The organism is Massilia sp. 9I (assembly GCF_902506415.1).
Lineage (GTDB): Bacteria > Pseudomonadota > Gammaproteobacteria > Burkholderiales > Burkholderiaceae_D > Telluria.
In genome coordinates this window covers 3,401,248-3,424,887 of record NZ_LR733275.1, presented here as the reverse complement: position 1 = coordinate 3,424,887, position 23,640 = coordinate 3,401,248, and the positions used below count along the sequence as shown (strand labels likewise).

Genomic DNA, 23,640 nt, shown 5'->3' with positions numbered 1-23,640 from the left:
GTCACCCTCCGAGCGGCGCGGTGCGCGCGGCCTTGCCGGCCTTGCTGATGCTGTACTGGAGCGTGGACGGCGTCAGCACCGCATCGAAGTTGACCGGCTCCTGCGACACGCTGGCCACCAGCACGGCCGTGATCGAGAAGTTCAGGCGGTTCACCGACTCGCCCTGCAGGTCGAGGTTGGCGCGCACGTTGCGCAGGCGCGGCTCGTGGCAGGCGATGGTCTTTTCGATGCTGGCGCAGATCGACGCGCGGTCGGAAGGACTCGACAGGCAGCGGTCGGCGAAGTCGCCCAGTCCATAGGTCACCATCGAGCGGCTGCATTCGGGATAGGCTTTGAGGGAACCCTCGGGGATGGTGGAGCGCGTGTTGAGCAGGGCTTCGAGGTCGCGCGCGACCGTGTCCTTCAACTCGTCGATGGTCAGGCGCTGCGCAGCGCCTTTTCCAGGTCCGCGGTTCGGCATTCCCAGCAGACGATCGAACAAGCCCGGCGTGTATCCCTTCATTGGCGTCCCCTTCGAGCGGCCGTGTGGATGGCAAAAAACGAAATCCGATGTTGCCACGCACGTTAGCGCCAACGTTTGATCAACTTCACATGGGCAACCCTTTCCCGTTGTTATGGTTTCTGGAGAGTCGTTCCGACCAAACCTTGAGGGAAGGCAGACATGACCAGCAAAGTACTTTGGGGCGAAGGCTTGCTTTTGCGTCCCCAGCACTTCCAGCGGCAAGACCACTACCACGAGCAATGCCTGCAGAAGAGCATCAAGGCCGTGCATCCCTATGCTTGGGGGGTGGAGGCCTTGCAGGTCGACCGCGAGGCGCTGGCCAACAGCGTGCTGCGCCTGCTGGCGCTGTCGGTGCGCTTCCAGGACGGCGAGCTGGTCGATGCGCCCGAGATCGACGCCCTGCCCGAGACCGTGGACCTGAGCCTGCTGCCGCCATCGACCCAGACCGTCACCTATTACATCGCGCTGCCCGGACTGAAGCCCTTCAGCGGCAACTTCGCGCCGCCCGGCCAGGCAAACAACACGGCGCGCTTCGTGCAGGCCAACCAGGACACGCCCGACCTCTACACCCAGGCGGCGCCGGTGCAGCTGGCCTACCTGAAGAAGGCGGTGCGGCTGGTGTCGGAAGCCGAGCCGCGCGACTCCTACATCCACTTCCCGCTGCTGCGGCTGCGGCGCGCCGCCACCGGCGGCTTCGAGGTCGACGAGAGCTTCGTGGCGCCGACGCTGTCGGTGGGCGCCGCGCCGGTGCTGTTCCAGCAGCTGCGCCGCCTGCTCGACGCGCTGCAAGCCAAGACCGCCGCGCTGTACGGGCACCAGCGCGAGCCAAGCCGCAACGTGGTGGAGTTCCGCTCGGGCGACATGTCCTCGTTCTGGCTGCTGCACACGGCCAGTTCCGCGTATGCGACCTTGAGCCACCACTTCCACCATCCGGCGCTGCACCCGGAACGCCTGTACGAACAGCTGCTCGACCTCGCGGGCGGGCTGATGACCTTTTCCAAGAGCTGGACCTTGGGCGACCTGCCGCCCTACCAGCACCATGATTCGGGACCCTCGTTCAGCAAGCTGCACGCGATCATCCGCGAGCTGCTCGACACGGTGATCTCGTCCAAATACTTCGCGATCGCGCTTAGCGAAGTGCGGCCGTCCTACCACATCGGCGCGCTCGACTCGGGCAAGATCGACGAGAAGACCACCTTCTACATCGCCGTGTCGGCGGCGATTCCCGCGGTGGAGCTGGTCGATGTGGTGCCGCTGCGCTTCAAAGTGGGGGCGCCTGACGACGTCGAGAAATTCGTGCTGTCGGCGCTGCCCGGCGTGCGCCTGCAGTATGCGCCGCAGTTACCCGCGGCCGTACCGGTGCGACCGGAGACCTGCTACTTCGTCCTGGAGGCGAAAGGGCCGATGTACGAGCGCATGCTCAAGGCCCAATCGATCTCGATTTACGTCCCGGCCGGCATGAAGGAACTGCGGCTGGAGCTGCTGGCCGTCGCTGCATGAAGCCGGATTTTGCGGCCCTTGGCGCGGCCCTGGGCGTGTTCGGCACGGGTCTGAGCCAGCATGCGCGCCTTATCACCTTGGCCAGCGCCCAGGATAGCGGCCTGCCCGAGTCGCTGGTGGCCGAAAGCTTTGGCGGGAGCGAAGCGGTCAATGAACTGTTCGGCTTCGGCGTCGATGCGCTCAGCACCTCGACCGATCTCGACCTGGGTTTGTTCATCGGCGAGGAACTCACCATCGGGCTGCTGCAGCCCGACGGCAGCCGGCGCATGTGGCACGGCCTGTGCACGGCGGCGTCCTGGCTGGGTGCGGACGGCGGCGTGGCGCGCTACCGCCTGCGGCTCGAACCGGCCCTCGCCATGCTGGCACTGCGCCGCGACAGCTACATTTTCCAGGACAAGAACGTGCGCGAGATCGTCTGTGAATTACTCGCGGATTATCCACAGGTGCGTTTCGATTTCGACATCACGCAGGAGCTGCTGCCGCGCGCGGTCTGCACCCAGTACCGCGAGAGCGACCTGGATTTCTTCACGCGCCTGCTGGCATCGGAAGGGCTGAACTGGCGTTTCGAGCATGACCAGGCCGAGGATGGCGAGGACGGTGTGCACGGGCAGGCGAAGCACCGGCTGGTGGTGTTCGACAGCCGGGCGCTGGCCCCTGCCGTCCCGGGTGGTGAAATGATCCGCTTCCACGGTGTGCGGGCGACCGAGCAGGATGATGCGATCGATGGCTTCCGGGCGCGCCGCAGCGTACGCGCGAATGCCGTCACGATCAGCAGCTGGGACCCGGCGGCCCTGCTGGCGCCTGGGTATGAACATGCGTCTACGCTCGATGCGGGTGAGCTGCCTTCCTTGCAGGTCTTCGATGGCAGTGGCGAACGCATCGCCACCGAGCGCTGCGCCGCGGACACCCACAGCGAGTTGATGCTGCAGGCGCTGGAGTTGGGGAACAAGCTGTTCGAAGGGAGCGGCGCAGTGCGCAGGCTGGCGGCGGGGTACGCCTTCTACTTGAGCCAGCACGACCGTTATCCGGAAGGCGAGAATGCCTTCAAGCTGCTGTCGGTGCGGCACGAGGCGCGCAATAACTTCCAGACCGGGATCGCAGGGGCATCGGCGGCGGTCGACAACGGCGCGTATCGCAATGTGTTCACCTGTGTGCGCGATGTCGTGCCGCTGGCGCCGGCCCTGACGGCGGCGCCGCACCGGACCACGGCGCCGGGCCCGCAGTGTGCGCTCGTCGTCGGCCTGGCGGATGCGGTGTCGACCACCAACCGCGATCATCAGGTGCGGGTGCAGTTTGCGTGGCAGCGGGGTGCAAGGCCGAACGCGGGCGGGATGGCGCACAACACGGACGACCAAGGCTGCGCGCCGGGTAACGAGACCTCAGGGACCTGGGTGCGCGTGGCTGAGGCGCTAGCAGGGCCGAATTGGGGGACGGTGTTCACGCCGCGTATCGGCACCGAGGTCCTGGTCGACTTCATCGAAGGCGATATCGACCGGCCCGTCATCGTGGCGCAGCTGTACAACGGCGCGGACCTGCCGCCATTTTCGGCGGGCGTGGATTCGGGCGCCAATCATCCGGGTGCGCTGTCGGGGATCCACACCCGCAATTTCGATGGCAGCGGCTACAACCAGTGGCAGATCGATGACACGACCGGACAGCTGCGCATGCGCCTGGCCACCAGTGTCGGTGCGACGCAACTCAATCTCGGTTATCTGATTCATCAAGAGCCTGGCACCTCGCAGCGCGGCGCTTACCGCGGGAGCGGGTTCGAACTGCGCACCGATGCCTGGGGTGTGATCCGGGGTGGTGAGGGTGTGCTGCTGTCGACGCGGGCCCGTCCTGCCATTGGAAGCAGCGTCACCTCAACGCAGATGGATGTGGCGGAGGCCGTGGCGCAGTTCAAGAGTGCGCAGGAGTTGACGGCCAAGCTGGGGGACGCGGCGACGGCGCAGCAGGCGCTGTTCAGCAAGGAGGCGGCCAAGGCGCAGGAGGAGTTCATCGAGCAGATCGATCCGCAGGCGAAAGGCAAGTATGAGGGGCCGGTGAATGGCCAGCCGGCGTTCAAGGCCAAGCCGGGGTCGCGCGAACTAGATAACTCGCAGCCTGTGGAAAAGTTCGGCTCACCGATCGTGCTGATGGATTCGGCGGCCAGCATCAATTGGGCGACGCCGGCGTCGACCGTCCTGTACGCCGGGAAGCATCTGCACTGGACCACGCAATCGGACATGCACATGACGGCGGGGCATACCTTCTCATCCGTTTCGGGCGGGGCGACCAGCTTGTTTACGCACGCGGGCGGGATCCAGGCGATTGCAGCGAACGGGCCGGTGTCGCTGCAGGCGCATACGGATCAGCTGGAAATCCTGGCGGACAAGGAGATCACGGTGATCTCAGTGAACGACTGTATCGAGATCAAAGCCAAGGAAAAGATTGTGCTGCAGGCGGGGGAGTCGTCGATCACGCTGGAGGGTGGGGATATTACGTTTGCGTGTCCAGGGACGTTTTCGGTGAAGGGGGGACAGCACCTGTTTGATAAGGGCGAGAGTACTTCAGCCGAACTTCCGCACCTACCTACTTCAGTCACCGAGGTCAGCAATTTCATTGCAGTGAACTACCGCGATGCCAATGGCCATCCCATGGCTGACGTCGGCTACAAGATCAAGTTTGAAGACGGCGTGGTCATTAGCGGGAAGCTCGACAAGGACGGCAATGCGCGTCACGAGAATGTTCCGCCCAAACCAGTAAACGTCGAATACGAAGAACGCCAGCCCTTGAAGGACAAGCCATGGCCAACGCTAAGTGAAGTGGTTGGAAAAGCGGAACAATTTTTCAACCGTTCGTAGCCACGCGAGAGTTCACACGAATGAACGACGACTTCGAAAATGCGCTTGCCTGGTTTACATCGGCCCCGGCTGGATGGCTCGAAAGCGGCAGAAAGAATCTCGAGGCAGCAGCTCAATGGATCTGGGAAGTACTTCAAGGCGACTTCAACGACAACGCGAGTACAGCCCAAATCGCTACAGGAACAATCATTTCGATGATTCCTTTCGTCGACCAGATCTGCGACATACGCGATCTGGTAGCGAACTGCAAGAAGATCAACGACGACGAGTCGGACAATTCTTGGCCGTGGATCTCTCTCGTTCTCACCTTGATCGGATTGTTTCCTGCCCTCGGTTCGCTTCTTAAAGGTTGTTTGAAAGTGATGTTTGCAGCCTGCAGGAAAGGAGCGTCCGCTAGTGGCCTCACACCTCGTCTAGATATCTGTGTGGGTGCCTCAATAGCACAGCTGAACAAATTTTTGGCAAGGCCAGAAGTGGCGAAAACGCTGGTCGCGCTCAAATGGGACAATCCGTATCGGACGCTGGCTAAAGAGATCAATCAGGTCGCAGCCAAGCTCAATGTTTCAGCACTCAAGTCCGCATTAAATGAAGCAGTGGGCGCAGCCCAAAGCGTGTTGGGTCTTGTCCAAAGATGGGGAAGCACCGGAATTTCCAAGAAGGCGCAGAATTTAATCAGCAGCATTGACTCGGTTAGGCAGGGAGCCGATCGTCATCTGGCAAATGCGCTTAAACCCATCAAAGACTATCTGCTTTGCACAGCACGGCGATTGGAAGTTGATGCGGACATGGCACACCGTGCTTACCTTAACAATGTGAATCCGCATGCCTTCAAGAAAATTTCTTCTCCCGCTGAAGAGGTTGAGGCATACAAAAAGCACGGGAAACCAGATTGGGTAAGCGATACAGGAATTGAACCATTTCCTGCGTTGACCAGACGGCCATCACCTAAGAAAGATTGGCCTAACGTAAACGCTTTCGACACGTTCCATTCAATAAAACCCTCAATCATTCCACCAAAAACCAAGCTGTACCGTATTGTCGATCCTACTTCAAAAGATAATAGCATCTGCTGGATGCGTGAGGAAGAATTCCTTAAATTGAAGTCCAAGTCGGACTGGCGAAAGCGGTTTGCAGTGTGGCCAAACTGGAATGCGAATGGAGAATATATTACATACACCGTACCGGATGGTCCTGGGTTAAATGTATGGGAAGGAGTAACCGCTTCGCAAAGGATGAAAGACTCCAAATATGTTCTGGAGGGCGGGGCCACCCAACTGGTGATAGATCCATCAAAATTGGAAAAATCTCATGTCAGCAAACGTATGCGTACTAACTGGAAGTATGACGAACTCGGCACCCAAAATGACATGATCGGCGTACCAACGTTAAAAAATAATTTTGTAGAAGAGAAATCAAATGCCAAAATTTGACGATAAAGAAATAAAACTATTGGAATTATTCTCATCGCCGCATTACTTTGGAAGTATGCGTGATAAGTGGGAGGAAATGATCATCCATACTGAGTCATGTCTCGAAGCGTACATGACCAAATTGGCACCCAATTATCGCTCTAGATCTCTACCTGACCAAGCGGACATCGTCTGGGGCCACCGAGTTCTACCGAACTTTCGATCCACGTTAGAACAGCTGAATAAAGCTTTTATTTTACTGACCCATGGTGACTCAGATGCACTGGGCTATTCGGATAACGTGAGAAGCGACTTTAAAGGCCAATTGGATTACAGTCCAGATTGGATGAACAAAAAAGACCAAAAAATATATGATGACAAGATGTATCGTGCCATGACCATGGCACATAACATCTCGATAACTGAACACGCCTGGTGGGATTCCATCGAACTTTCCTCGCACGCTGAAGAATTCGAAGAATTCTCGGTGCTGTCATCGCCCTCCACTTATCGAGTGAATAAAAGTGTACATGTTCGCTCTGGCGAACAAACAAGGGTTACCGGAATATACGTGCCAGATGTGGAGAACTGTTGCGCGCAATTTTTGGGCAATCATCACGAAATGGCTCCTCTAACGAAGGTGTGGATAGGAACTGAAGACCTCCTCGACCCGAGAACGGGAGAAAAATATGATGAACAAAAAATTTTCAAAGAAACAGAGTGCACCTGGTATTTAATAGAACACAGTGATGATATTCGTACATCTGATGCAAATCCTGGCCGGACTAACCATTCGTTCAGGGTCGCAGAAGGTGAAAAATGTCCGAAAACAGGTTTCTACTTTACGCCTGCACATCCAGATTCACGCAGACGTTTTATCGAAGGACAGGTACTACCTTCTTTAAATTCGATGTATGGCCGAACAATTTGGCAATGGGACGATGTCCAATAGAGATTCAACTCAAGAGTCGGCTTCCAACATTCGCTCGAGCTATCTAAATTGTTATGAAAACTGCTGAATTATTAGCATCCAGTTTCTTATTTATAATTTCACTTTCATTTTCTCTTAACGCAAGAGGCCAAGAAAAAGAAGAGATATCTGTTTCTGTTCAAGGCCATGAGGATTCAAACTCATGCAGTCCAGCAGAAAAGATGAATCTTCAACATAGTTTATATAAAGAGAAAGTTCCAAACAAGAGTGAAGCATGGCGCCTATTAGAAATACTCCTTTGCGCTCCCTCGACAAATGCCAATGTAAGTGAAATTCTGAAGTCAACAAAATCAAAGATAAAAGTTGAAGCCGAAGGAACTGGGGATCCACGGCCTGATACTGGTACAGTTACTGCTACCACGCAGTTTATTCAAACGGTTCTGGCACAGGGACGAGCAAGGAGCGCCAGTATCGTTGTATTACATAACACTATTAAATTGCATTATTTTCCGAATGAAGCATGTGTTGAAGAGCGTGTATTCGAGTTTTCACGAGGTAAATGGAAACTCGTGGAAGCTGGACAGGCATGTGATTGATTAAATTCTGGTGAATTTGTACGGAGCTACATCCATAAAACATTTTTAAAAAAAGGTTAGTATCTTTTCTGGAGGGTTTATGGCAGGTCCATTGATCAGGCTCGGCGATAAAACGTCTCACGGCGGTTCGGTCGTGGAAGCTTCTCCACACAGCGATACGGGTGGAGTTGGCATTGCCCGTATGGGCGACAAGACCATATGTCCGAAACATGGTTCCAATCCGATCGTCAGCGGCGACTCAACGCTCATCATCGACGGCAAACCTGCGGCACGTCACGGAGATAAGACCGCATGCGGCGCTACTTTGATCGCCGGTCAGCAGGCAACGATCGACAACATCTAAGCGACTGACATGACAACAACTACAACAACACCGGCACGCTTGTCTGCCGACTGGTTCAAAATAGCCGCGGTCGTCATCACTACCTTTGTCGTCTGCTGGGCAATCGCACTTTGGTATTGGCACCGGACTGGACGAGATCCTGGGACAGGCGAGCTGGCACTCGGCCTGCTCTTTCTACCCGTGGGCATATTGTTCGCCTTATGGGGTAGTCAGAAAGCCGTTATGGCCCGTGCCGCGTCTATTCCAGCTACTACCTCAAAGCCCGTCTCGTCCGCAGCGCGAACCGATGCCGTAGTGGCGGCGCCCTTGCTTGCAATCGTCGCGACGGCATTGCGTTCTCCACATGGCAGCTCAGCAGACGAGCTAGCCAGCGCCATTGCGGATAACGAAGCGCGTGCGGATCTGGACAAGGAACTTGTCGACGACTATGGATTTCCGGTCATGAGCGCGCGCAGTGAGGATGCGCATGACGACATGCTGCAGGATGAGATTGCCGATTGGATGGAGGGCCATGGCCTGCAAGTTCGCTTATCGGACGAGCAATGGCGCGCGCTCACGCTGGGAACTGCGGTGGCGGCTGAGCTTGGGAGCCTGGCGGCCGGCGATTTGATGCCATCGGAGGGAGCTCCGCCCACACTACAGCTCACGCTGATGTTGCCGCATGACTGGGCTATCGAAATTCGGCGTGCGGTCACAATGTGGTTCAAGCATACCGTGAGCCAGTATGGCTGGCCGGAAGCGAGCATCATCACTACGGACAGGCCCGATCAGGATCAGGTCTCGCCCTCCGCACTACTGGCGCAAATGATGCCAACCAAGCCAGCAGCCGGGACACGGCAAGTAGCACTCGTCATCGCCTGCGCGTCGCTGATCGGACAGGAAAGCGTCGACCGCTTGGCTGCGCAGTCGGCCCTGTTCACGTCCTCCCAAGCGCGCGGCCGGATTCCAGGAGAAGGCGCAGCTGGATTGCTGTTGACGGACCTGCAGCTGGCGCAATCCTGTAGCGCCGAATTCGCGCTGCTGGGTCCCATCAGCGAACGGCGGCGTGACAGCTCGGCCGATGAGACGCGCCGCGCCGACTCGACCCGGCTGCTGGAAATGGTGGAACAGGTGCGCAAGGAAGCGGCTGTGGATATCTCGCAGATCAATATGATCGTCGCCGACACCGCACATCGGCCCAACCGCGTACTCGAGCTGATGGGCCTGAGCGCCCCGGCGATTCCGCAAGTCGATGCTGCCGATGACATCGTTCGCATCGGCCTCGGCAGCGGCAGCTGCGGCGCCGTGCCCTTCGTGACGGTGCTCGCGCTGGCGCGGCACTATGCGCTCGAGCGCGGCGCGCCCGTGCTCTGCGTCGGCAACGAAGATCCGATTCTACGCAGCGTCGCCCTGGTGCGGCCCCCGGCATAAATCGCCGCGGGGCGAGTAACAGTCAACCCTCGAGCGAGTTGACCACCAGCTTGCGTTTGCCGTTCGGCGCCAGCGGGATGTCGTTCTCTTCCTGCAGCGAGATGTCGAAGAAGCCACCCCAGCGGCGCTGCTGGGCGCCCAGCACGAAGGCGCGCTGTTCGTCGTTCAGGCTGCCATGGCGCGGCACCACGGCCAGCGTGATTTCCCCCGCCTTCTTCTGCCGCACCTGGTACAGGCGCACGAAGTCCCAGGTCACCTCGTCGATCACGATCGACAGTCCAGGAATACGCTTGCCGCTGCGGTCGACCAGGTATTCGTGGCCGCGACCGTCGATGCCGGCACAGCGGCCATTCGCATCGATCAGTCCGTAATCATTGGTCCGATAGCGGATCAGCGGCATCACATCATTCCACAGCGAGGTACCAACGATCTCGGGACGGTCGCCATCCATGCGGTTTTCGTTATAGCCGTAGAGGGGCTGGAACTGGTAGTCCGAGGTGCCGCTGTCGTTGACCTGGAGGAAAGCCAGGTTGGTCCGTTCCGACAGGCCATAGTTCAGCGAGACCGGCGAACGGAACAGCCGGCGAATCGATGCCAGCTGCGCCGGGGTGGCTGGTTCCGAGGCCAGCAGCACGGCTTTCACCTGCACGTCGAGCTCGCTTGACTCGACCAGTTCTGCCAGCGCGGACACCGAACTCGGGTAGCCATGCACGTACTCGGGTCGGAACCGGTTGATGGCCTCGATGATGGCCGCCTTATGCTGCCCATGCACGTGGTAGGGCGACAGCATCAGGCGGTTGCCGACCACGCGCACCGGTTCTTCGTGCGCCAGGCGGCGCGCGTCGGCGCCGATGCGCAGGATGCGCGACTTGTCGAACGAGAAGCCGAGCTTGCCCCACTCGTGCGTAAAGAAGGCTTTTTCGATGTCCGCCAGGCGTTTGGTGCGCCACAGGCCGATACCCTGCCCGGACGAGCCGCCGCTGGTGGCGTACATCAGCTTCTCCGGATCCAGCCGGCGGTCGAGGAAGTCGCGCTGCTGCGACATCACTTCTTCCTTGGCCAGGTAAGGGAAGGCAGCCAGCACCTCGTGCAGGGGTTCGTTCTTCGCTTCCTCGATGCTCAGCTTCACGCTGCGCCCGTAGTAGGGCACGTGCTCGAGAGCATGGACGAGGATCTTGCGCAGGCGTTGCTGGGCGTGCGCCGCGATGGCGGCCTGGTCCTGCGACAGCGTATCGAGCACGCTGAAGAAGTCGGGGTGGTACAGGACGCGGCTTGGGATGTAGCGGCGCCAGGCGTAGTAGGGTTTGGCGAGCAGGTCGTGGATGCTCACGTCGTCACCCGTTCAGAATGCGGTTGAGTTCTGCCGGCGACTTGTCGCCCAGCCCCAGCCGTTCCAACGTGCGCGCCTCCGCCAGGAAGTCGCGGTCCAGCAGGCCGCTGGCGATGACGATCAGCGCGTCGGCGGTCGGCGTCGGCACGCCCATCAGGCGTCCGATCGAGGACAGCAGCGCCAAGCCCATCGGCACGTCCTCGGTGATGAAACGGGTCTGCAGGGTGGCCGGTCCCTTCGGGCCGCCTTCGCGCGCATAGCGCCGGAACACGGAAATCGAAGGTTGCGACAGGTCTTCTTCGTTACGGAACTTGCACTCGTCGAAGTAGGGCGAAGGCTTACCGCCGGTGGCCGCGATGACGGCGTTCTTTTCCGCGTCGAGCTTGTATAGCAGGTTCAGCACCGAAGGGGTGAAGGCTTCGCGGTACATCCAGAATTCGCCCTCCGAATGTTCGATGCGGCTGGCCGACAGCAGGGTGCCGATGGTGTGCACGATCAGGTTCGGATTGTGCATGGCCGACTCGACCACGTTGCTGCGCGTCGCGACATAGGTCGGGAACAGGCGTGCGGCGCGTTCCAGGCCCTCGGCGGCGCGCTCGCGCGGCAAGAAGGCCAGCGCATTGCGCGTGTTGCGGAACAGGACGTTGACGACGCCCGGCTCGAGGATGCGCGCGTCATAGGGCAGGCTTTCGCCTTCCGCCAGCAGGAAGCCTTCTTTTTGCTGGTAGGGCAGGAAGTAGCAGGAACCCATGTAGCCCGGCGCCAGCAGGACCAGCTGGTGCGATTTCAGGTAGGGACCGATCAGCTCGGCGATCTCGGCATGGCATTGCGTCTGGGTGGTGATGATGATCGCGTCCGGCGCCACGGCGAAGGCTTCGCCGACATCGCGGGTGGCCAGGGCGATCGTCACGGTGCTGGTCTCGCCCCCTTTCGGATTGCTGATGAGCTTGATCGTGCGGGTCTCGCGTACGGTATCGAAATTCTGGTCGTGCAGCGAGTGCGAAGTTTTCAGCAAAACGACCCGGTGCCCATCCTGTGCCAGGATCGCGCCAAGCGCACACCCGGCATTGCCTGCACCTACCATTAACACATTCATGCGTCCTCCATTCGACCGGCCATTGGCACGACGCGACGAGCGTCAGTGCCAGGCTCCGCTTAGAAGGCGGGCAGCCCGGTCATCAGGTTCATCAAAGGCGGCAACAGGGTGTCATCGAAGGTCGCGCAAACGCTTCCCGGGAGAGCACACAGTGCCTCTCCACGTCACCGCACGAATTGAAAATTATCAAACGAGCACCATCCTAGGCTGCTCATCGATGAAATTAAGATAAGTTTGTTCAAGTTGGAAGTCAAACCAATTCCGCCCCGAAAGACCCCGCAAAAAAGGGAACATGTAAGAGGGAGAATCGCCTGTCTTTGCGGGCGAATTGCTGTGTTAGAGCGGCTGTTGAGGCATGCGTAAACACTGCATTTACTCATACATTTTGTTACAATTTTCACAATTGATGAGCTGGCTGTAACTACCTCTCCATATGTCGATATGCACTGCCCACAATCGTCGAAGGAATACCAGAAAGCGCCGCTCACCCAACACAGGAAAACACATGACCCAGCCGACTATTCCCACCATCACCGCGTTCGAACGCTCGCCCGACGGCGGCAAGGGACTCGCACGCGACACCCGCGTGCGCTGGGCGCTTGAAGAGGCGGGCCAGGCCTACGAGGTGCGCCTCGTCTCCTTTGCCGCGATGAAGCAGGCGGCGCATCGCGCACTGCATCCCTTCGGGCAGGTTCCGACTTATGAGGAAGGCGACTTGGTCCTGTTCGAATCGGGCGCGATCGTGCTCCATATCGCGCAGCAGCACGAAGTCCTGCTGCCGCATGATGCGGATGCACGGGCCCGTGCGATTACATGGATGTTCGCGGCGCTCAACACGATCGAGCCGCCGATCCTCGATCTCCAGACGGCGAAGATTCTGGAGGGCGACAAGCCCTGGTGCGAGCAGCGGATGCCGCTCGTCAAGGACCGCATCCGCCAGCGGCTGGGCGAGTTATCCACACGGCTGGGCGATGCCGACTGGCTCGACGGCGCTTTCAGCGTGGGTGATTTGATGATGGTGTCGGTACTGCTCAGGCTGCGGGCATCGGGCCTGCTGGACGAGTACCCGACGATTGCGGCTTACGTTGCCCGCGGAGAAGGGCGGCCGGCCTACCAGCGCGCCTTTGCGGCGCAGTTGGCGCTGAATACGCGCAAGGAGTCTGTTCCGGCAGGTAACGGTCGCGCCTGAAAAACATCGCCTGCCTTGCTCGTCGGCGCAGCACGCGGGCACACTTGTCACAACATTCACGTCGATGCGACCGGCAGCCTGATGGCGAAGGTCGCGCCCTTGCCGCGTCCCGCGCTGCTGACGCTGAGCGTGCCGGCATGCAGCTCGACGATGCGGCGTGCAATGTACAGGCCGAGGCCCAGGCCGGTGGCGTTGTCGTGTTGCTGCAGCCGGAAGGCGCCGAACACGTGCGGCAAGTCATCCGCTTCGATCCCCTGGCCGGAATCGATGATGTCGATCTCGACCATGCCGTCCAGCCTGCGCAGCTCGATCCGGATAAGGCCTTCGGGCGGCGTGAATTTCACGGCATTGAACAGCAGGTTCCAGATCACTTGCTGCAGGCGCCGCCCGTCGGCCTCAAGGCGGATGTGGTCGCCATAGTCGCTGGGCGTAACCTGCATCCGGATGCGCTTGGCGTGCGCATGGGTTTCCACCGTCGAGATGGCGTCGCGCAGAATCTGGCCCAGCACAGCCGGCGTGCGCGTGATTGACATCTGCCCCGTCAGGGTACGCGCCGCATCGATCAGGTCGTCGACCATGCCGGCCTCCTGGCGCACGTGCACGCGCATGGCTTCAAGGCCGCTGACCGCTTGCTGCGGCAGGTCGGGAATGGTGCGCAACATCAGTTCGATGCGCATCGACAGGGCCGAGAGCGGCGTGCGCATCTCGTGCGAAACGGTGGCCAGGAACAGCTCGCGTGTGCGATTCACGCGCGTCAGGTCGTCGATGGTTTCGCGCTGGCGGTCGAGGGTGCTCGACAGGGTGCCCAACAGGGCCGCGTAGGTGCCCATGCGCTGTTCCGATACGGGCGCGTCCAGGCGCGCCTCGTTCCACAGCAAGTGCCCGGCCACGCCGATCTGCTTGGCGATGCGCTCGCAGGCCAGCGGCGAGCTGAAATCGGCGAAGCGCCAGCCGAACACCAGTACGCCATACACCTCGCCGCGCAGCAGCAGCGGCTGCGCGCACAGCCGGAAGCCCTCGAACTGGGCCGAGGCCGGGCTGCGCTGCGCGCAGGCAGTCTGCGCCAGGCCGCGTTCGAGCGCCGTGCCGGGACCGTCCTCGGCCCACAGGCGCGAGCGCTCGGCCAGCAACTTGGCCAGGCGCGATCCCACCAGGGGGCCGATGCGGCGCACGCCCGCAGTGTCGTAGGCGGACGTGACGAGGCCCGTCGCTTCCGTGAACTGCCGCAGCGGCGTGCACCAGTCGTCCCAGTCGACTGGCGTTGTGTCCGGCAGTTCGGCCTTGATCACTGGTTCGGTTCGGGCGGTAGGCGCGGCGAGTCCGGCAAGGGAGCGCCGCTGGCGAGCGCTTCCTCGACTGCAGGGCTCTGGCGCGAAGGGGAACGCGACAGCAGGCCGTAATACGACGAGAACGGCAGTTGCGGCACGGCCTTGGTATCGCTCTCGGTTTCGTCGAGCAGCAGCAGCCCGCCCGTGCCGATCGTGTATTCGCGTGTGATTTGCTGGTTGCGGCTGCCGCGCACCTTCGGCACGGCGAGCGCCCGACGCAGCACGGTGGAAATCTCGACGTAGTTGAGCAGGATGATGTTGTCGACCAGGTGCGAACCCTTGAGTTCCTCGCTGATCTGCGACACGCCCAGCAGCTCCGGACTCTCATAGTTGAACAGGGTGGTCGCCAGCCGGTTCTTGAAGAAGCTGGCCAGGGCATACAGGTAGTCGGCGACTTCGTTGCGGCTCGTCATTTCATACACCGCAATCGAGTCGAACACGACGCAGTCGATGCCTTCCTGCTCCACCAGCTTGACGATGCGGTCGAAGTGCACGTCCAGCTCGAGCTCCAGCGGCGACTCGTAGTGGATGAACAGCTGGCCCGCATCGACCAGACTCTGCAGGTCGAAGCCGAGCGACCTGGCGTTGCGGATCAGCTGGGCGGGATGCTCGTCCAGGCTCACCAGGAGTCCCTTGCGCCCGGAAGCGACGACATTGGTCAGGAACTGGACGCTCAGCACCGTCTTGCCGGTGCCTGAAATGCCGCTCACCAGGGTCACCGAGCCCTGGTAGATGCCGCCGTCCATCATCTTGTCGATGGCCGGCGAACCGGTCGACAGACGCTGTTCCGAGGTCGGCTGGTTGGGCGAGGCCACCGGGCGCGACTGGGCGCGGCGGTACACGTGCACGCCGACCTGCGGTTCGATGCGCATGGTGTGATCGCCGCCGATGTACTCCTGGCCGCGCGACTTCATGACGGTCAGGCGCCGGCTCTCGCGCCGCCGCGCCTGCTCGCGCGACAGCGAGATGATGGTGTCGAAGACGAAGCGTTCGTGCGCCAGCACGCCGGACAGGGTTTCGTCGCGCTCGGCCGTCACCATGGTAGTCACGCCCAGGCGCGTCAGGCCTTCGATCAGCAGGTGCACGTCTTCGCGGAAGGGCTGGTCGTTGATCTCCGCATACAGGCGCAGCGGCGTCAGGCCGTCGATCAGGAGGCGTTTGGCGCCCATCTCGACGAGGGCGGCGGCGAAGGCGCCGTCCTCGCTGCGGAATTCGCTCAGCAGCACGGCCGGGCTGGTCTGGATGATCTTGATCCGGCCCTGGTCGATCAGGCCCTGCAGGTCCCAATTGAAGCCGGCTGCGTCGCGCAGCAGCTTGGCCGGATCGAGTTCGAAGGAAACGATGGCGCCCGGTTCGTCGTAGTCCAGTGCGCCGTGGTAGATGAAGCCCAGTCCGAATGTGGTTTTTCCCGAGCCGGGCGGCCCTTCCACGATCAGGTTGTTATTGCGGGGAATGCCGCCGTGCAGTACCTCGTCGAGCCCGGCGATGCCGGTTCTTACTAACGCGTTCATTGGCCTGCCTTTAGAATAGTTGTACAGCTTAACATGTGGTAGCGAACCGTTCCCTCAGCACGATAATTTGACACGCGCAATGGCGGTCCCGGTTTGTAGACTAGATGGTTTACAGCTGAATGCCAGTGCCGGCGGCATGGGCGTGGGGCGAACGCCATCCTTGAACTATTCTAGGTGTGGTGCTCATCCTTATCTGTACGCTCAGGGGCATGCCATAAAACAAAAAACGACCCGGATGGGTCGTTCTTGTTGTTGAACCTTAAGCGACAAATATTAGGGAAAATTCTCCCTATTCCCACCGACGCTACGGATAATTTCAGGTCCTCGCCATCGCCTGTCCCGCGACGTTGGCGGTGTTGGACCTGGCGCGGTGGTCTAAACCCAGTCACTAGTTAGCCTGCCACGAGCCGAACATTTCAGTGGCCGATTGATCAGGAACAACAATGTGCGCAGGCAAGCTCGTAACCTGTTCAGGTTGCCGGAGTGCACCCCGAGCACGCGACGAACTCTACCGTCAGAAGTCCAGCCCTGGTTTACCTCAACTAATGGCATGTATGAGCATAGCCCTGACTGCACAGATCACTACCGCATTAACGCAGTTTTCCAGTGCAACTCGACTGTACGCACTCACCTTTCGTGACGACATCACCAACCTTTCAGGGGGCCTGCTAGTCGAAGCTTTTGCCGCAGACGAGGAGGTGCATGGCATCGGTGGCCGTGATGTCATTGTGGTGTCAACCAATGCACATGTTCCGCTCGAACCGCTGCTCGGACAACACGCTGCCCTGGAAGTGACCCTGGCCAGTGGCAGCCGCATCTGTTTTTCAGGCGACGTCACCGAGATTGCGATGCTGGGCAGCGACGTTGGATTTGCGCGCTATCGCTTGCGGCTTTCTCCATGGCTGTGGCGTTTGAGCCAAGTGCGCAACTGCCGGGTATGGCAGGACACGACCATCATTGACATCATCGACTCGGTATTCAAGTCGTATTTGCCGCCGGCACGATGGCGTTGGAGTGACGAGGTGAGGTCCTTCATGGCCGACGCGGTGCCGCGCAGCTACTGCTGCCAGTACCGGGAGTCTGACTTGGACTTCGTCCAAAGGTTGTTGACCGAGGAAGGCCTCGCCTGGCGTTTTGAGCAGGGCGAGGACGGGTTGACTGCTGTGCTGTTCGCAAACAGCACTCAACTAACGGCAATTCCAGAAGATCCCAGTAGCGAAGCCTGCGGTGGTATCCGATTTCACGGTGCGCATGCTTGCGAAGGCCAGGATACTGTGCAGACGTTACGGATGAAACGTTCCTTGGGTGCATCCCTATCTACAGTGCTCAGTTATGACTATAAAACGAAGAAAGTGACAGCCGCGAGCTCGCCGTCTCTCCTGCAAAACGCCAGAAGGCTACCACCTCTTGAGTCGTTCGACGTGCCTGGACAATATGCTTTCGCCACTCCCGATCAGGCCCGACGCTACGCAGATATTCAAATGCAAGAACGTGAAGCACGCACGCAAATGTGGAGCGGCAACTCAACCTTGCGTACCCTGCGAGCCGGTACACGTTTGACGGTTCTCGACACCCCTTTGAAGCACCTCGGCGATGCGCCCGCATTCACGGTGCTTCGCGTGGTTAGCGTCGGCGTGAACAATATGCCGCCGCCGGCACGGCACGCATTAGCGGAACTGTTCGGCCCCATCCCGGAATTGCTGCAAGAAATCGTTCGCTACAACGAGCCGGCCGATTTTTCGCTAGCAGTCGAGCAGGCCAGGAAAACCGGGTATGCAAACTCCTTTGAAGCGATAAAAGCTGACGTCATCTGGCGCCCACAGTTGCCCGGCACCGATGGACGAAGCCGTACCCGCCCTACCGCGCTCGACTCGCAAACCGCAATCGTCATTGGCACCGATGGCAACGACAGCCCCAACGGCGCCGATGAGTTGTATTGTGACCAGCTTGGCCGCGTGCGGATTCGCTTCCATTGGCAGGAATGCACAGCAAGCTGCTGGGTTCGTGTAGCGCAACGATCCGCCGGCGGTGGCATGGGCTTTCAGTTCTTGCCGCGTATTGGAACTGAAGTTCTGGTGAAGTTCCTGGAAGGCGATATCGACCGCCCGATTATTGTCGGCGCTTTGTATAACGGGCAGGGCGAAGGCGGCGTTGTGCGAACACCAGGAGGGCGCCGAGACCGGGAGAACGACATTTCTTGCTTCGCTACGGCACATGACCATGCGCCTTCAGCACAAGGCAATCTCGCGGGCGGCAACAGCCCGGTGTGGCACGGCGCTTCCGGCGACAGCGCAGGCCACCATAATGGCGGGGCCCAGTGGGGGGTGCGGAGCAAAGAGTTTGGCGGCTCGGGATACAACCAGCTCTTGTTCGATGACACCGATGCACAGGGGCGAGTACAACTCAAGAGATCGTACGCTGCCAGCGAACTGAATCTAGGCCATCTAATTCACGCCGCCGATAACTATCGGGGCAGTTTCCGTGGCAGCGGTGCAGAGTTGCGCACCGATGCCTACGGCGCCATCCGCGCCGGTGCCGGCTTGCGCATGACCAGCTACAAGATTCACCATCACGCGGACGCGCGCGATCCAGTGGGTGACAACGAGGCAGGGGTCGCGCTGCTGAAGCAGGGTAACAAACTGGGCGTGGTGCTCAGCAATGCCGCCACCACGCACCAGACCGTCGCCCTCGCGTCCCACGCCGGTACGCAGGCACAGGGAGGGAGCCTGCTCAATGCCACAGCAGCCCTTTCCAAGCATTGCTGACCGCAGCATCGGGAATGGTCAGCGCTCAAGATATCGAGTCAGCCAAAGCTGATGCGGCGGACAAGCTGACCAGCCCTGCTGCAGGCAAGCTGCCGCACACGAGCGACGCCATCATCGCGATCTCCGCCCAGGCAGGCCTTGAGGCGAGTGCCGGCCAAAGCGTGCAATTGGCCAACGGGGAAACGGCGACGATCCTGAGCGACCAAGACATCCAATTCGTCACCGGCGGCCAGATGCGGCTGCATACGGGCCAGGCCATCGGCATCCTCGGCGGCGCCATGAAGGCGGGGGAAAATAACGTCGGCTTGCAGCTGATCGCTGCAAAAGATGCGAACGACTTCCAGACGGTGCGCGACACCGCGAGCATCCAGGCGCGCGATGAGGTCAACGTGATCAGCGCGAACGGCCACACCGACTGGGCTGCCGCGAAAAGCATCCGACTATCGACTGCCAGCGGCGCCAACATCACGATCGAAGGCGGGAATATTACCGTCCAGTGCCTAGGAAAAATCAAGGTCCACGCAGGGAAGAAGAGCTTTATCGGTCCCGCCAAGCTGGACTATCCGCTTCCGCGCCTGCCACGAGACGTCTGCATCGAATGCCTGCTAAAGGCGCTGAAGACAGGCAGTGCCCTGTCGCTTAAGTGAGGTGGATGAATGTACTTCGCATCTGACGCTTCCCATACCGCGACTGTGTGCACAGCCCTGATCGAAAAAATGAGGGCGCACCCTGAACGCAACTGGCTCGCCTTGGTGGACGACGCATTTGACCATGGGCGACCCGGCCCTTCTTTGCCGAACGAACATTATCCCCTCTATGACTGCGATGGCCTGTCGGACCTGCTTGGGGCGTCACCCTTCCTGATCGTGCTGACAGCACACGATGAAGCGCAACTGAGGGTGGAACTGGCCAACCTAGTCCGGCACAGGAAGGAAAGACCGATGCTGAGCTTTATCGGCACCTCCGCATTGGCATCGTCCATCAACGAGAACTTCCGGCTGTTCGCCAACGCGATGACGGACGATGACCAGGAGTTTCTTCTTCGCTTCGCAGACACGCGCGTGCTGGCTGGCCTTCCGCATGCCCTACGGCGGGCGTATTGGGACGGCATGACCTGCTTGCTATCGGACTGGATCGTGATCGGACGCGACGGCATACCGCAAGCGCTGCCGCTCAATCCCAACCGAGCGCCGTTAATAGGCGGGTTTCAACTATCGCGTGCCGAGTTTGCGCGCTTGGTGAGCAATGGCGAAGCCGATGCCGTTCTTGACGCAACCGCGGAGAGCAACCCTGAGGCGCTTCCTGAGGGAAGTCGCGCAGCGATCTACGACAGGGTAGTCGCCTCGTGCTCATATGCGCAGAGCCACAAGGTTCAGGCGTTTCCTGACGTCGTCGCGCTGGCTTATCTGGCACTTCTGAATGATGGGAAAGGTTTGAGGGATCCAAATTTAAGTGACATGTTGTTGCGCTCTCAGTGGACAGCAGGAAGTCTGATCAACGAATTGGCGAATTTTGTCGACTAGGCCGGCAACACAGGTGGGAGAACGGTGTTTCCAAAGCGAAGCGCGCCAGAACACTGATGGAGTTGTCATGAACACGAAATCCTGGATATCAGCTTTGCTGCTTGCATTGACCATTGCCGCATGTTCGGAGTCAGACAAGGCCAGCCTTGAGTTGTCGGGATTGAATTATACGGACGCCTGGATAACGACATTTTCCGTCAATGAGTACGGGGGGCATGGAATTTCACCAAACGGGGGCGGTGGAGCCTTCGTATGTTGCATTACCATTCCACGCAAATGGCATGCCGGCATGAAGGTCACCGTCCGATGGACTGCAGACGATCGTGTTCCTGATTTATGGAAAGAACGGGTTGTGGAAATACCAGAGTACACAAAAGAAGACATGGGTGCCTTTGCGGTCCATTTCTATCCTGACGATAGCGTCAAAGTTCTTGTGACCTCGAAAATGGAAGGTCATCCCGACTACCCCTATCCTAGGCCAAACTAGCATGGCGACACTTTCCCCCCAACCCTTTCCGGCAAATGGTCTTCGAAAACTCACTCCTAAGGAGATCATGCAAAGGGCAAAAGCGTCAAATTGTACGCTAGCAAACAGGGGAAATCCTTCCTGTACGGGACAGCTGAATATTGGAATATTTTTTGATGGTACCGGGAACAACCTGATTGCAGATTACAAAAAACCGACACCCTCGGAACGCAAGCACAGCAATGTGGTGAAGCTTTTTAATACTTATCCTGACCAAAATAAAGACGGATACTTCAAGCATTACATCCCTGGCGTCGGAACACCGTTTCCCGAGATCGGCGATTCGGGGCACGTTTTTGGCGGACCCTTCGCCTGGAATGGGGAGAATAGAATCATATGGGCGTTCACACGTCTGTTAAATGCTCCACAGCGATATGTACTCAACAGCATCCTGTTGGACGAGGAGATGTCAGCTCGCATTTCTAACAACATGGCGTCGATCACGAATACCGGTTACATGCGGCGCAAGGGCTTGCAGCATTGGCAGGAAGTCCTCGCATCCAATCTCAAGGGAAAAAAGCCGCAAATAGAGCTCATCAATTTGTCAGTTTTTGGCTTTTCCCGTGGGGCGGCAGAAGCGAGAGCCTTCGTCAACTGGCTGTTCGAGGTGTGCAAAAAGGTCGGGGACGGATGGGAGTTTGCCGGCATGCCGATCCGGTTGAATTTTCTTGGCATATTCGATACGGTTGCCTCGGTTGGCATTCCGAATTCACTCGGCGATTCAGGTGCGGAGGGGCACCAGTCTTGGGCGGATAACAATATGCAGATCCATCCCGCTGTCGAACAATGCGTTCATTTTGTAGCCGGGCACGAAGTGCGTGCCGCATTTCCCCTGGATTCCGTACGGATAGGCGGCGTTTATCCGGATAATGCAAAGGAAGTAATGTACCCGGGTGCGCACTCTGATCTCGGGGGAGGCTACGCACCAAACGCACTCGGCATTGCGCCGGAAAACGCGAACGAGATGGCCAGGATTCCTGGAGCGCAAATGTATAACGAAGCGCGGACCGCAGGAGTGCCGGTCTTTAGTTGGGATCAATTGCCGGCGCAGTTTCAGGCAGATCTAACGGTCGCGCCAAAGACAGTAGCCGATTTCAATGCATACGTCGAGGCCGCGAACATCGCCGCGGGACCGGTAGAGAAAATGCACCAGCAACACATGGGCCTGTACTTGAGTTATCGGTACAAGTACCGCAATGCCATCGGCTCTTTGCCCTTCTATCAACGCGCCACGGCAAAGCATAAAGGATTTATCAAGGTGACAACGGATACGTTCAACGATCGCATGCGGCACCTGTCCGCCTATCCGATTCCGCCGTCGGACGAGAAGTTCAACTTTGCCGACGCGATTGCGAAGCATCGGAAGTCTCCAAGTGCGGTCCGACTGGAGGGGCCAGAAGCTAAGCAATTACAGCATCTCTACACGATGGCAGATGCCATAAATCCACAGAGCTTGAGTCCGGCAATTGAAGAATTTTTAGGAAATTATGTACATGATTCGATGGCTGGCTTCATCGAAATGGGGGGCGATTTCACCAACGAATACAAGATTAACGGACTAGGAATTCTTAAGTTCCGAAAGATTTTTAAGGGAAATGACTAGAAGCTAAACACGGTTGCGACACAGGGCCATAAAAAAGTCCGGACATGTAGTCCGGACTTTTTGCAATCTGCCCAGCGAGCCTTGGATGAGCAATATTAGCGGAGTTCTTCCTCTTCCTAGCGACGCTGCGGAGATTTCAGGGCCTGCACCATCGCCCATCCCGCTATGTTGGCGTGTTGGGCGTGGCGCGGTGACCAAGACCGATCGGCTAATCAGCCTGCCGTGAGCCGAACATTTAGCGGCTTACTGATCAGACACAACAATGTGTGCGGGCAATTCGTACATGTTCAGGTTCTCGTAGTGACGATGCATCCAGGAAACCACGACCGATGAAAAATGCCAAAGGCAAGTACCTCGAAGGTCTCTTCCATCTCAACGAAAATGCAGGCGATCCCGTCGAGGATGTCACCGAGCTGCATTACAAGGTTAATGACGAACGGCTCGGTCATGCGCGTCACGAGTTGCTCGATGTGGCTTGGCTCATGCCCGGCCGATCGACCCGTGTTCTGCTGACGTTTGTTCGGCCGGACCCAATGCTGCCATCCTTGTGCGTTGGGCGCGAAGTCGACGCTTACCGTGGCACGCGAAAAATTGGTACGTTGCACATCACCGGCGTATCGTCGCCGCCGCTCGAAGACAGTACAGCGGTGTTGGGACAGAATCGGCTGGAGCCGCAGTCGCCTGCCCTGATACGGATCACGATCCTCATCAGCGTTGTCTACTCGGTATTCACCGTACTGACAGTGTATCTGGCAGCCAAGGCCTACGCTCCTTGCGAGTCGAACTTCGAAGGCGGTTGTAGCATGGGCCGCGCCATGATGGCGATTGTGAGTCTGATGTCAGCGGCCGCGGCATTCATCCTCGGCATGCTGGTCAAACGACTAAGGGACAGGTTTTTCGCAGTGGCGCCGCGCATGGTGCTTGCACATAGCCTTCTGTGGGTTGCCCCCCTTGTCTACATTCTAATCACGCTCTACGCCATGTTTAGATGAAGAGCGCTCGGTGAGCTTGAGTCAGGTATTAGAATGCGCTGACGCAGCCATAGTGTGGTCCAATGCCCCCTCCTAACCTTGGCCGTGTTCTCGGAATAATGCATAAGAACACGACCTAGTAACCTTAAGCTTCTAACGACAAGGCTTTCAAACTATCACATTATCTGTGGAAATTTGACAAACTTAGTCCATCGTTGACAAACATAATTTAAGTTTGACAGACATAATTTGACCTTGTCATGT

General features: G+C 58.8%; 19 protein-coding genes. 14 read left to right on the top strand and 5 right to left on the bottom strand.

Annotated elements, in window-relative coordinates; translation table 11 throughout:
• Position 1 precedes the first annotated feature (1 nt).
• Complete coding sequence (tssE, locus tag GV068_RS15310; protein WP_159699436.1) at positions 2-502, bottom strand: type VI secretion system baseplate subunit TssE; 501 nt, start codon at positions 500-502, stop codon at positions 2-4.
• 159 nt (positions 503-661) lie between these two features.
• Between tssE and tssK the strand changes: the two genes are divergently transcribed.
• From tssK to GV068_RS15275, 7 genes are all read left to right on the top strand, one after another.
• Entirely contained in the window at positions 662-2,002 is a 1,341-nt protein-coding gene (gene tssK / locus GV068_RS15305) for a type VI secretion system baseplate subunit TssK (protein ID WP_159699433.1), read from the top strand.
• Positions 1,999-4,845 carry a type VI secretion system Vgr family protein gene (locus GV068_RS15300; protein WP_159699430.1) on the top strand — a complete coding sequence of 949 codons (2,847 nt, stop codon included), beginning with the start codon at positions 1,999-2,001 and terminating at the stop codon, positions 4,843-4,845. The genes tssK and GV068_RS15300 overlap by 4 nt, the downstream gene beginning before the upstream one ends.
• Positions 4,846-4,865: 20 nt before the next feature.
• On the top strand, positions 4,866-6,275 hold the full coding sequence (locus GV068_RS15295; RefSeq protein ID WP_159699427.1) for a hypothetical protein: 1,410 nt from the start codon (positions 4,866-4,868) through the stop codon (positions 6,273-6,275).
• The gene (locus tag GV068_RS15290; RefSeq protein ID WP_159699424.1) at positions 6,262-7,206 is read left to right on the top strand and encodes a hypothetical protein; all 945 of its coding nucleotides are present in this window, start codon (positions 6,262-6,264) and stop codon (positions 7,204-7,206) included. Before GV068_RS15295 ends, GV068_RS15290 begins: the two co-directional genes overlap by 14 nt.
• A gap of 53 nt (positions 7,207-7,259) precedes the next feature.
• Complete coding sequence (locus tag GV068_RS15285) at positions 7,260-7,781, top strand: hypothetical protein (protein ID WP_159699421.1); 522 nt, start codon at positions 7,260-7,262, stop codon at positions 7,779-7,781.
• Between the two features lie 79 nt (positions 7,782-7,860).
• Entirely contained in the window at positions 7,861-8,124 is a 264-nt protein-coding gene (locus GV068_RS15280) for a PAAR domain-containing protein (protein WP_159699418.1), read from the top strand.
• Positions 8,125-8,430: 306 nt separating this feature from the next.
• The gene (locus GV068_RS15275) at positions 8,431-9,534 is read left to right on the top strand and encodes a hypothetical protein (RefSeq protein WP_159699415.1); all 1,104 of its coding nucleotides are present in this window, start codon (positions 8,431-8,433) and stop codon (positions 9,532-9,534) included.
• Between the two features lie 22 nt (positions 9,535-9,556).
• Here the strand turns inward: GV068_RS15275 and GV068_RS15270 are convergent, their stop codons facing one another.
• Positions 9,557-10,864 carry a hypothetical protein gene (locus GV068_RS15270; RefSeq protein WP_159699412.1) on the bottom strand — a complete coding sequence of 436 codons (1,308 nt, stop codon included), beginning with the start codon at positions 10,862-10,864 and terminating at the stop codon, positions 9,557-9,559.
• A 4-nt stretch (positions 10,865-10,868) separates the two neighbouring features.
• Positions 10,869-11,960, bottom strand: coding sequence for an NAD/NADP-dependent octopine/nopaline dehydrogenase family protein (locus GV068_RS15265; protein ID WP_159699409.1), 1,092 nt, complete (start codon positions 11,958-11,960; stop codon positions 10,869-10,871).
• A 505-nt stretch (positions 11,961-12,465) separates the two neighbouring features.
• On the opposite strand from GV068_RS15265, the gene GV068_RS15260 reads away from it, so the two are divergent.
• Positions 12,466-13,149: a glutathione S-transferase family protein gene (locus GV068_RS15260; protein WP_159699406.1), complete on the top strand. Its 684-nt coding sequence runs from the start codon at positions 12,466-12,468 to the stop codon at positions 13,147-13,149.
• A gap of 56 nt (positions 13,150-13,205) precedes the next feature.
• Here the strand turns inward: GV068_RS15260 and GV068_RS15255 are convergent, their stop codons facing one another.
• Both GV068_RS15255 and GV068_RS15250 read right to left on the bottom strand, forming a co-directional pair.
• Positions 13,206-14,438, bottom strand: a complete 1,233-nt coding sequence (locus tag GV068_RS15255) for a sensor histidine kinase KdpD (RefSeq protein ID WP_159699403.1) — start codon at positions 14,436-14,438, stop codon at positions 13,206-13,208.
• Positions 14,435-15,988 carry an ATPase domain-containing protein gene (locus GV068_RS15250; RefSeq protein ID WP_159699400.1) on the bottom strand — a complete coding sequence of 518 codons (1,554 nt, stop codon included), beginning with the start codon at positions 15,986-15,988 and terminating at the stop codon, positions 14,435-14,437. The genes GV068_RS15255 and GV068_RS15250 overlap by 4 nt, the downstream gene beginning before the upstream one ends.
• A gap of 554 nt (positions 15,989-16,542) precedes the next feature.
• On the opposite strand from GV068_RS15250, the gene GV068_RS15245 reads away from it, so the two are divergent.
• From GV068_RS15245 to GV068_RS15225, 6 genes are all read left to right on the top strand, one after another.
• The gene (locus GV068_RS15245; RefSeq protein ID WP_308637280.1) at positions 16,543-18,753 is read left to right on the top strand and encodes a type VI secretion system Vgr family protein; all 2,211 of its coding nucleotides are present in this window, start codon (positions 16,543-16,545) and stop codon (positions 18,751-18,753) included.
• Between the two features lie 14 nt (positions 18,754-18,767).
• Positions 18,768-19,400, top strand: coding sequence for a DUF2345 domain-containing protein (locus GV068_RS25425; RefSeq protein WP_308637278.1), 633 nt, complete (start codon positions 18,768-18,770; stop codon positions 19,398-19,400).
• A gap of 9 nt (positions 19,401-19,409) precedes the next feature.
• A complete protein-coding gene (locus tag GV068_RS15240; protein WP_159699397.1) occupies positions 19,410-20,276 on the top strand; it encodes a DUF4123 domain-containing protein in 867 nt (288 codons plus the stop codon).
• A gap of 67 nt (positions 20,277-20,343) precedes the next feature.
• Entirely contained in the window at positions 20,344-20,763 is a 420-nt protein-coding gene (locus tag GV068_RS15235) for a DUF3304 domain-containing protein (protein ID WP_159699394.1), read from the top strand.
• Position 20,764: 1 nt separating this feature from the next.
• Positions 20,765-22,405, top strand: a complete 1,641-nt coding sequence (locus GV068_RS15230; RefSeq protein ID WP_201303295.1) for a DUF2235 domain-containing protein — start codon at positions 20,765-20,767, stop codon at positions 22,403-22,405.
• 329 nt (positions 22,406-22,734) lie between these two features.
• Positions 22,735-23,397 (top strand): hypothetical protein, encoded by a 663-nt coding sequence (locus tag GV068_RS15225; RefSeq protein ID WP_159699391.1) that lies wholly within the window; start codon positions 22,735-22,737, stop codon positions 23,395-23,397.
• Positions 23,398-23,640: the final 243 nt, after the last annotated feature.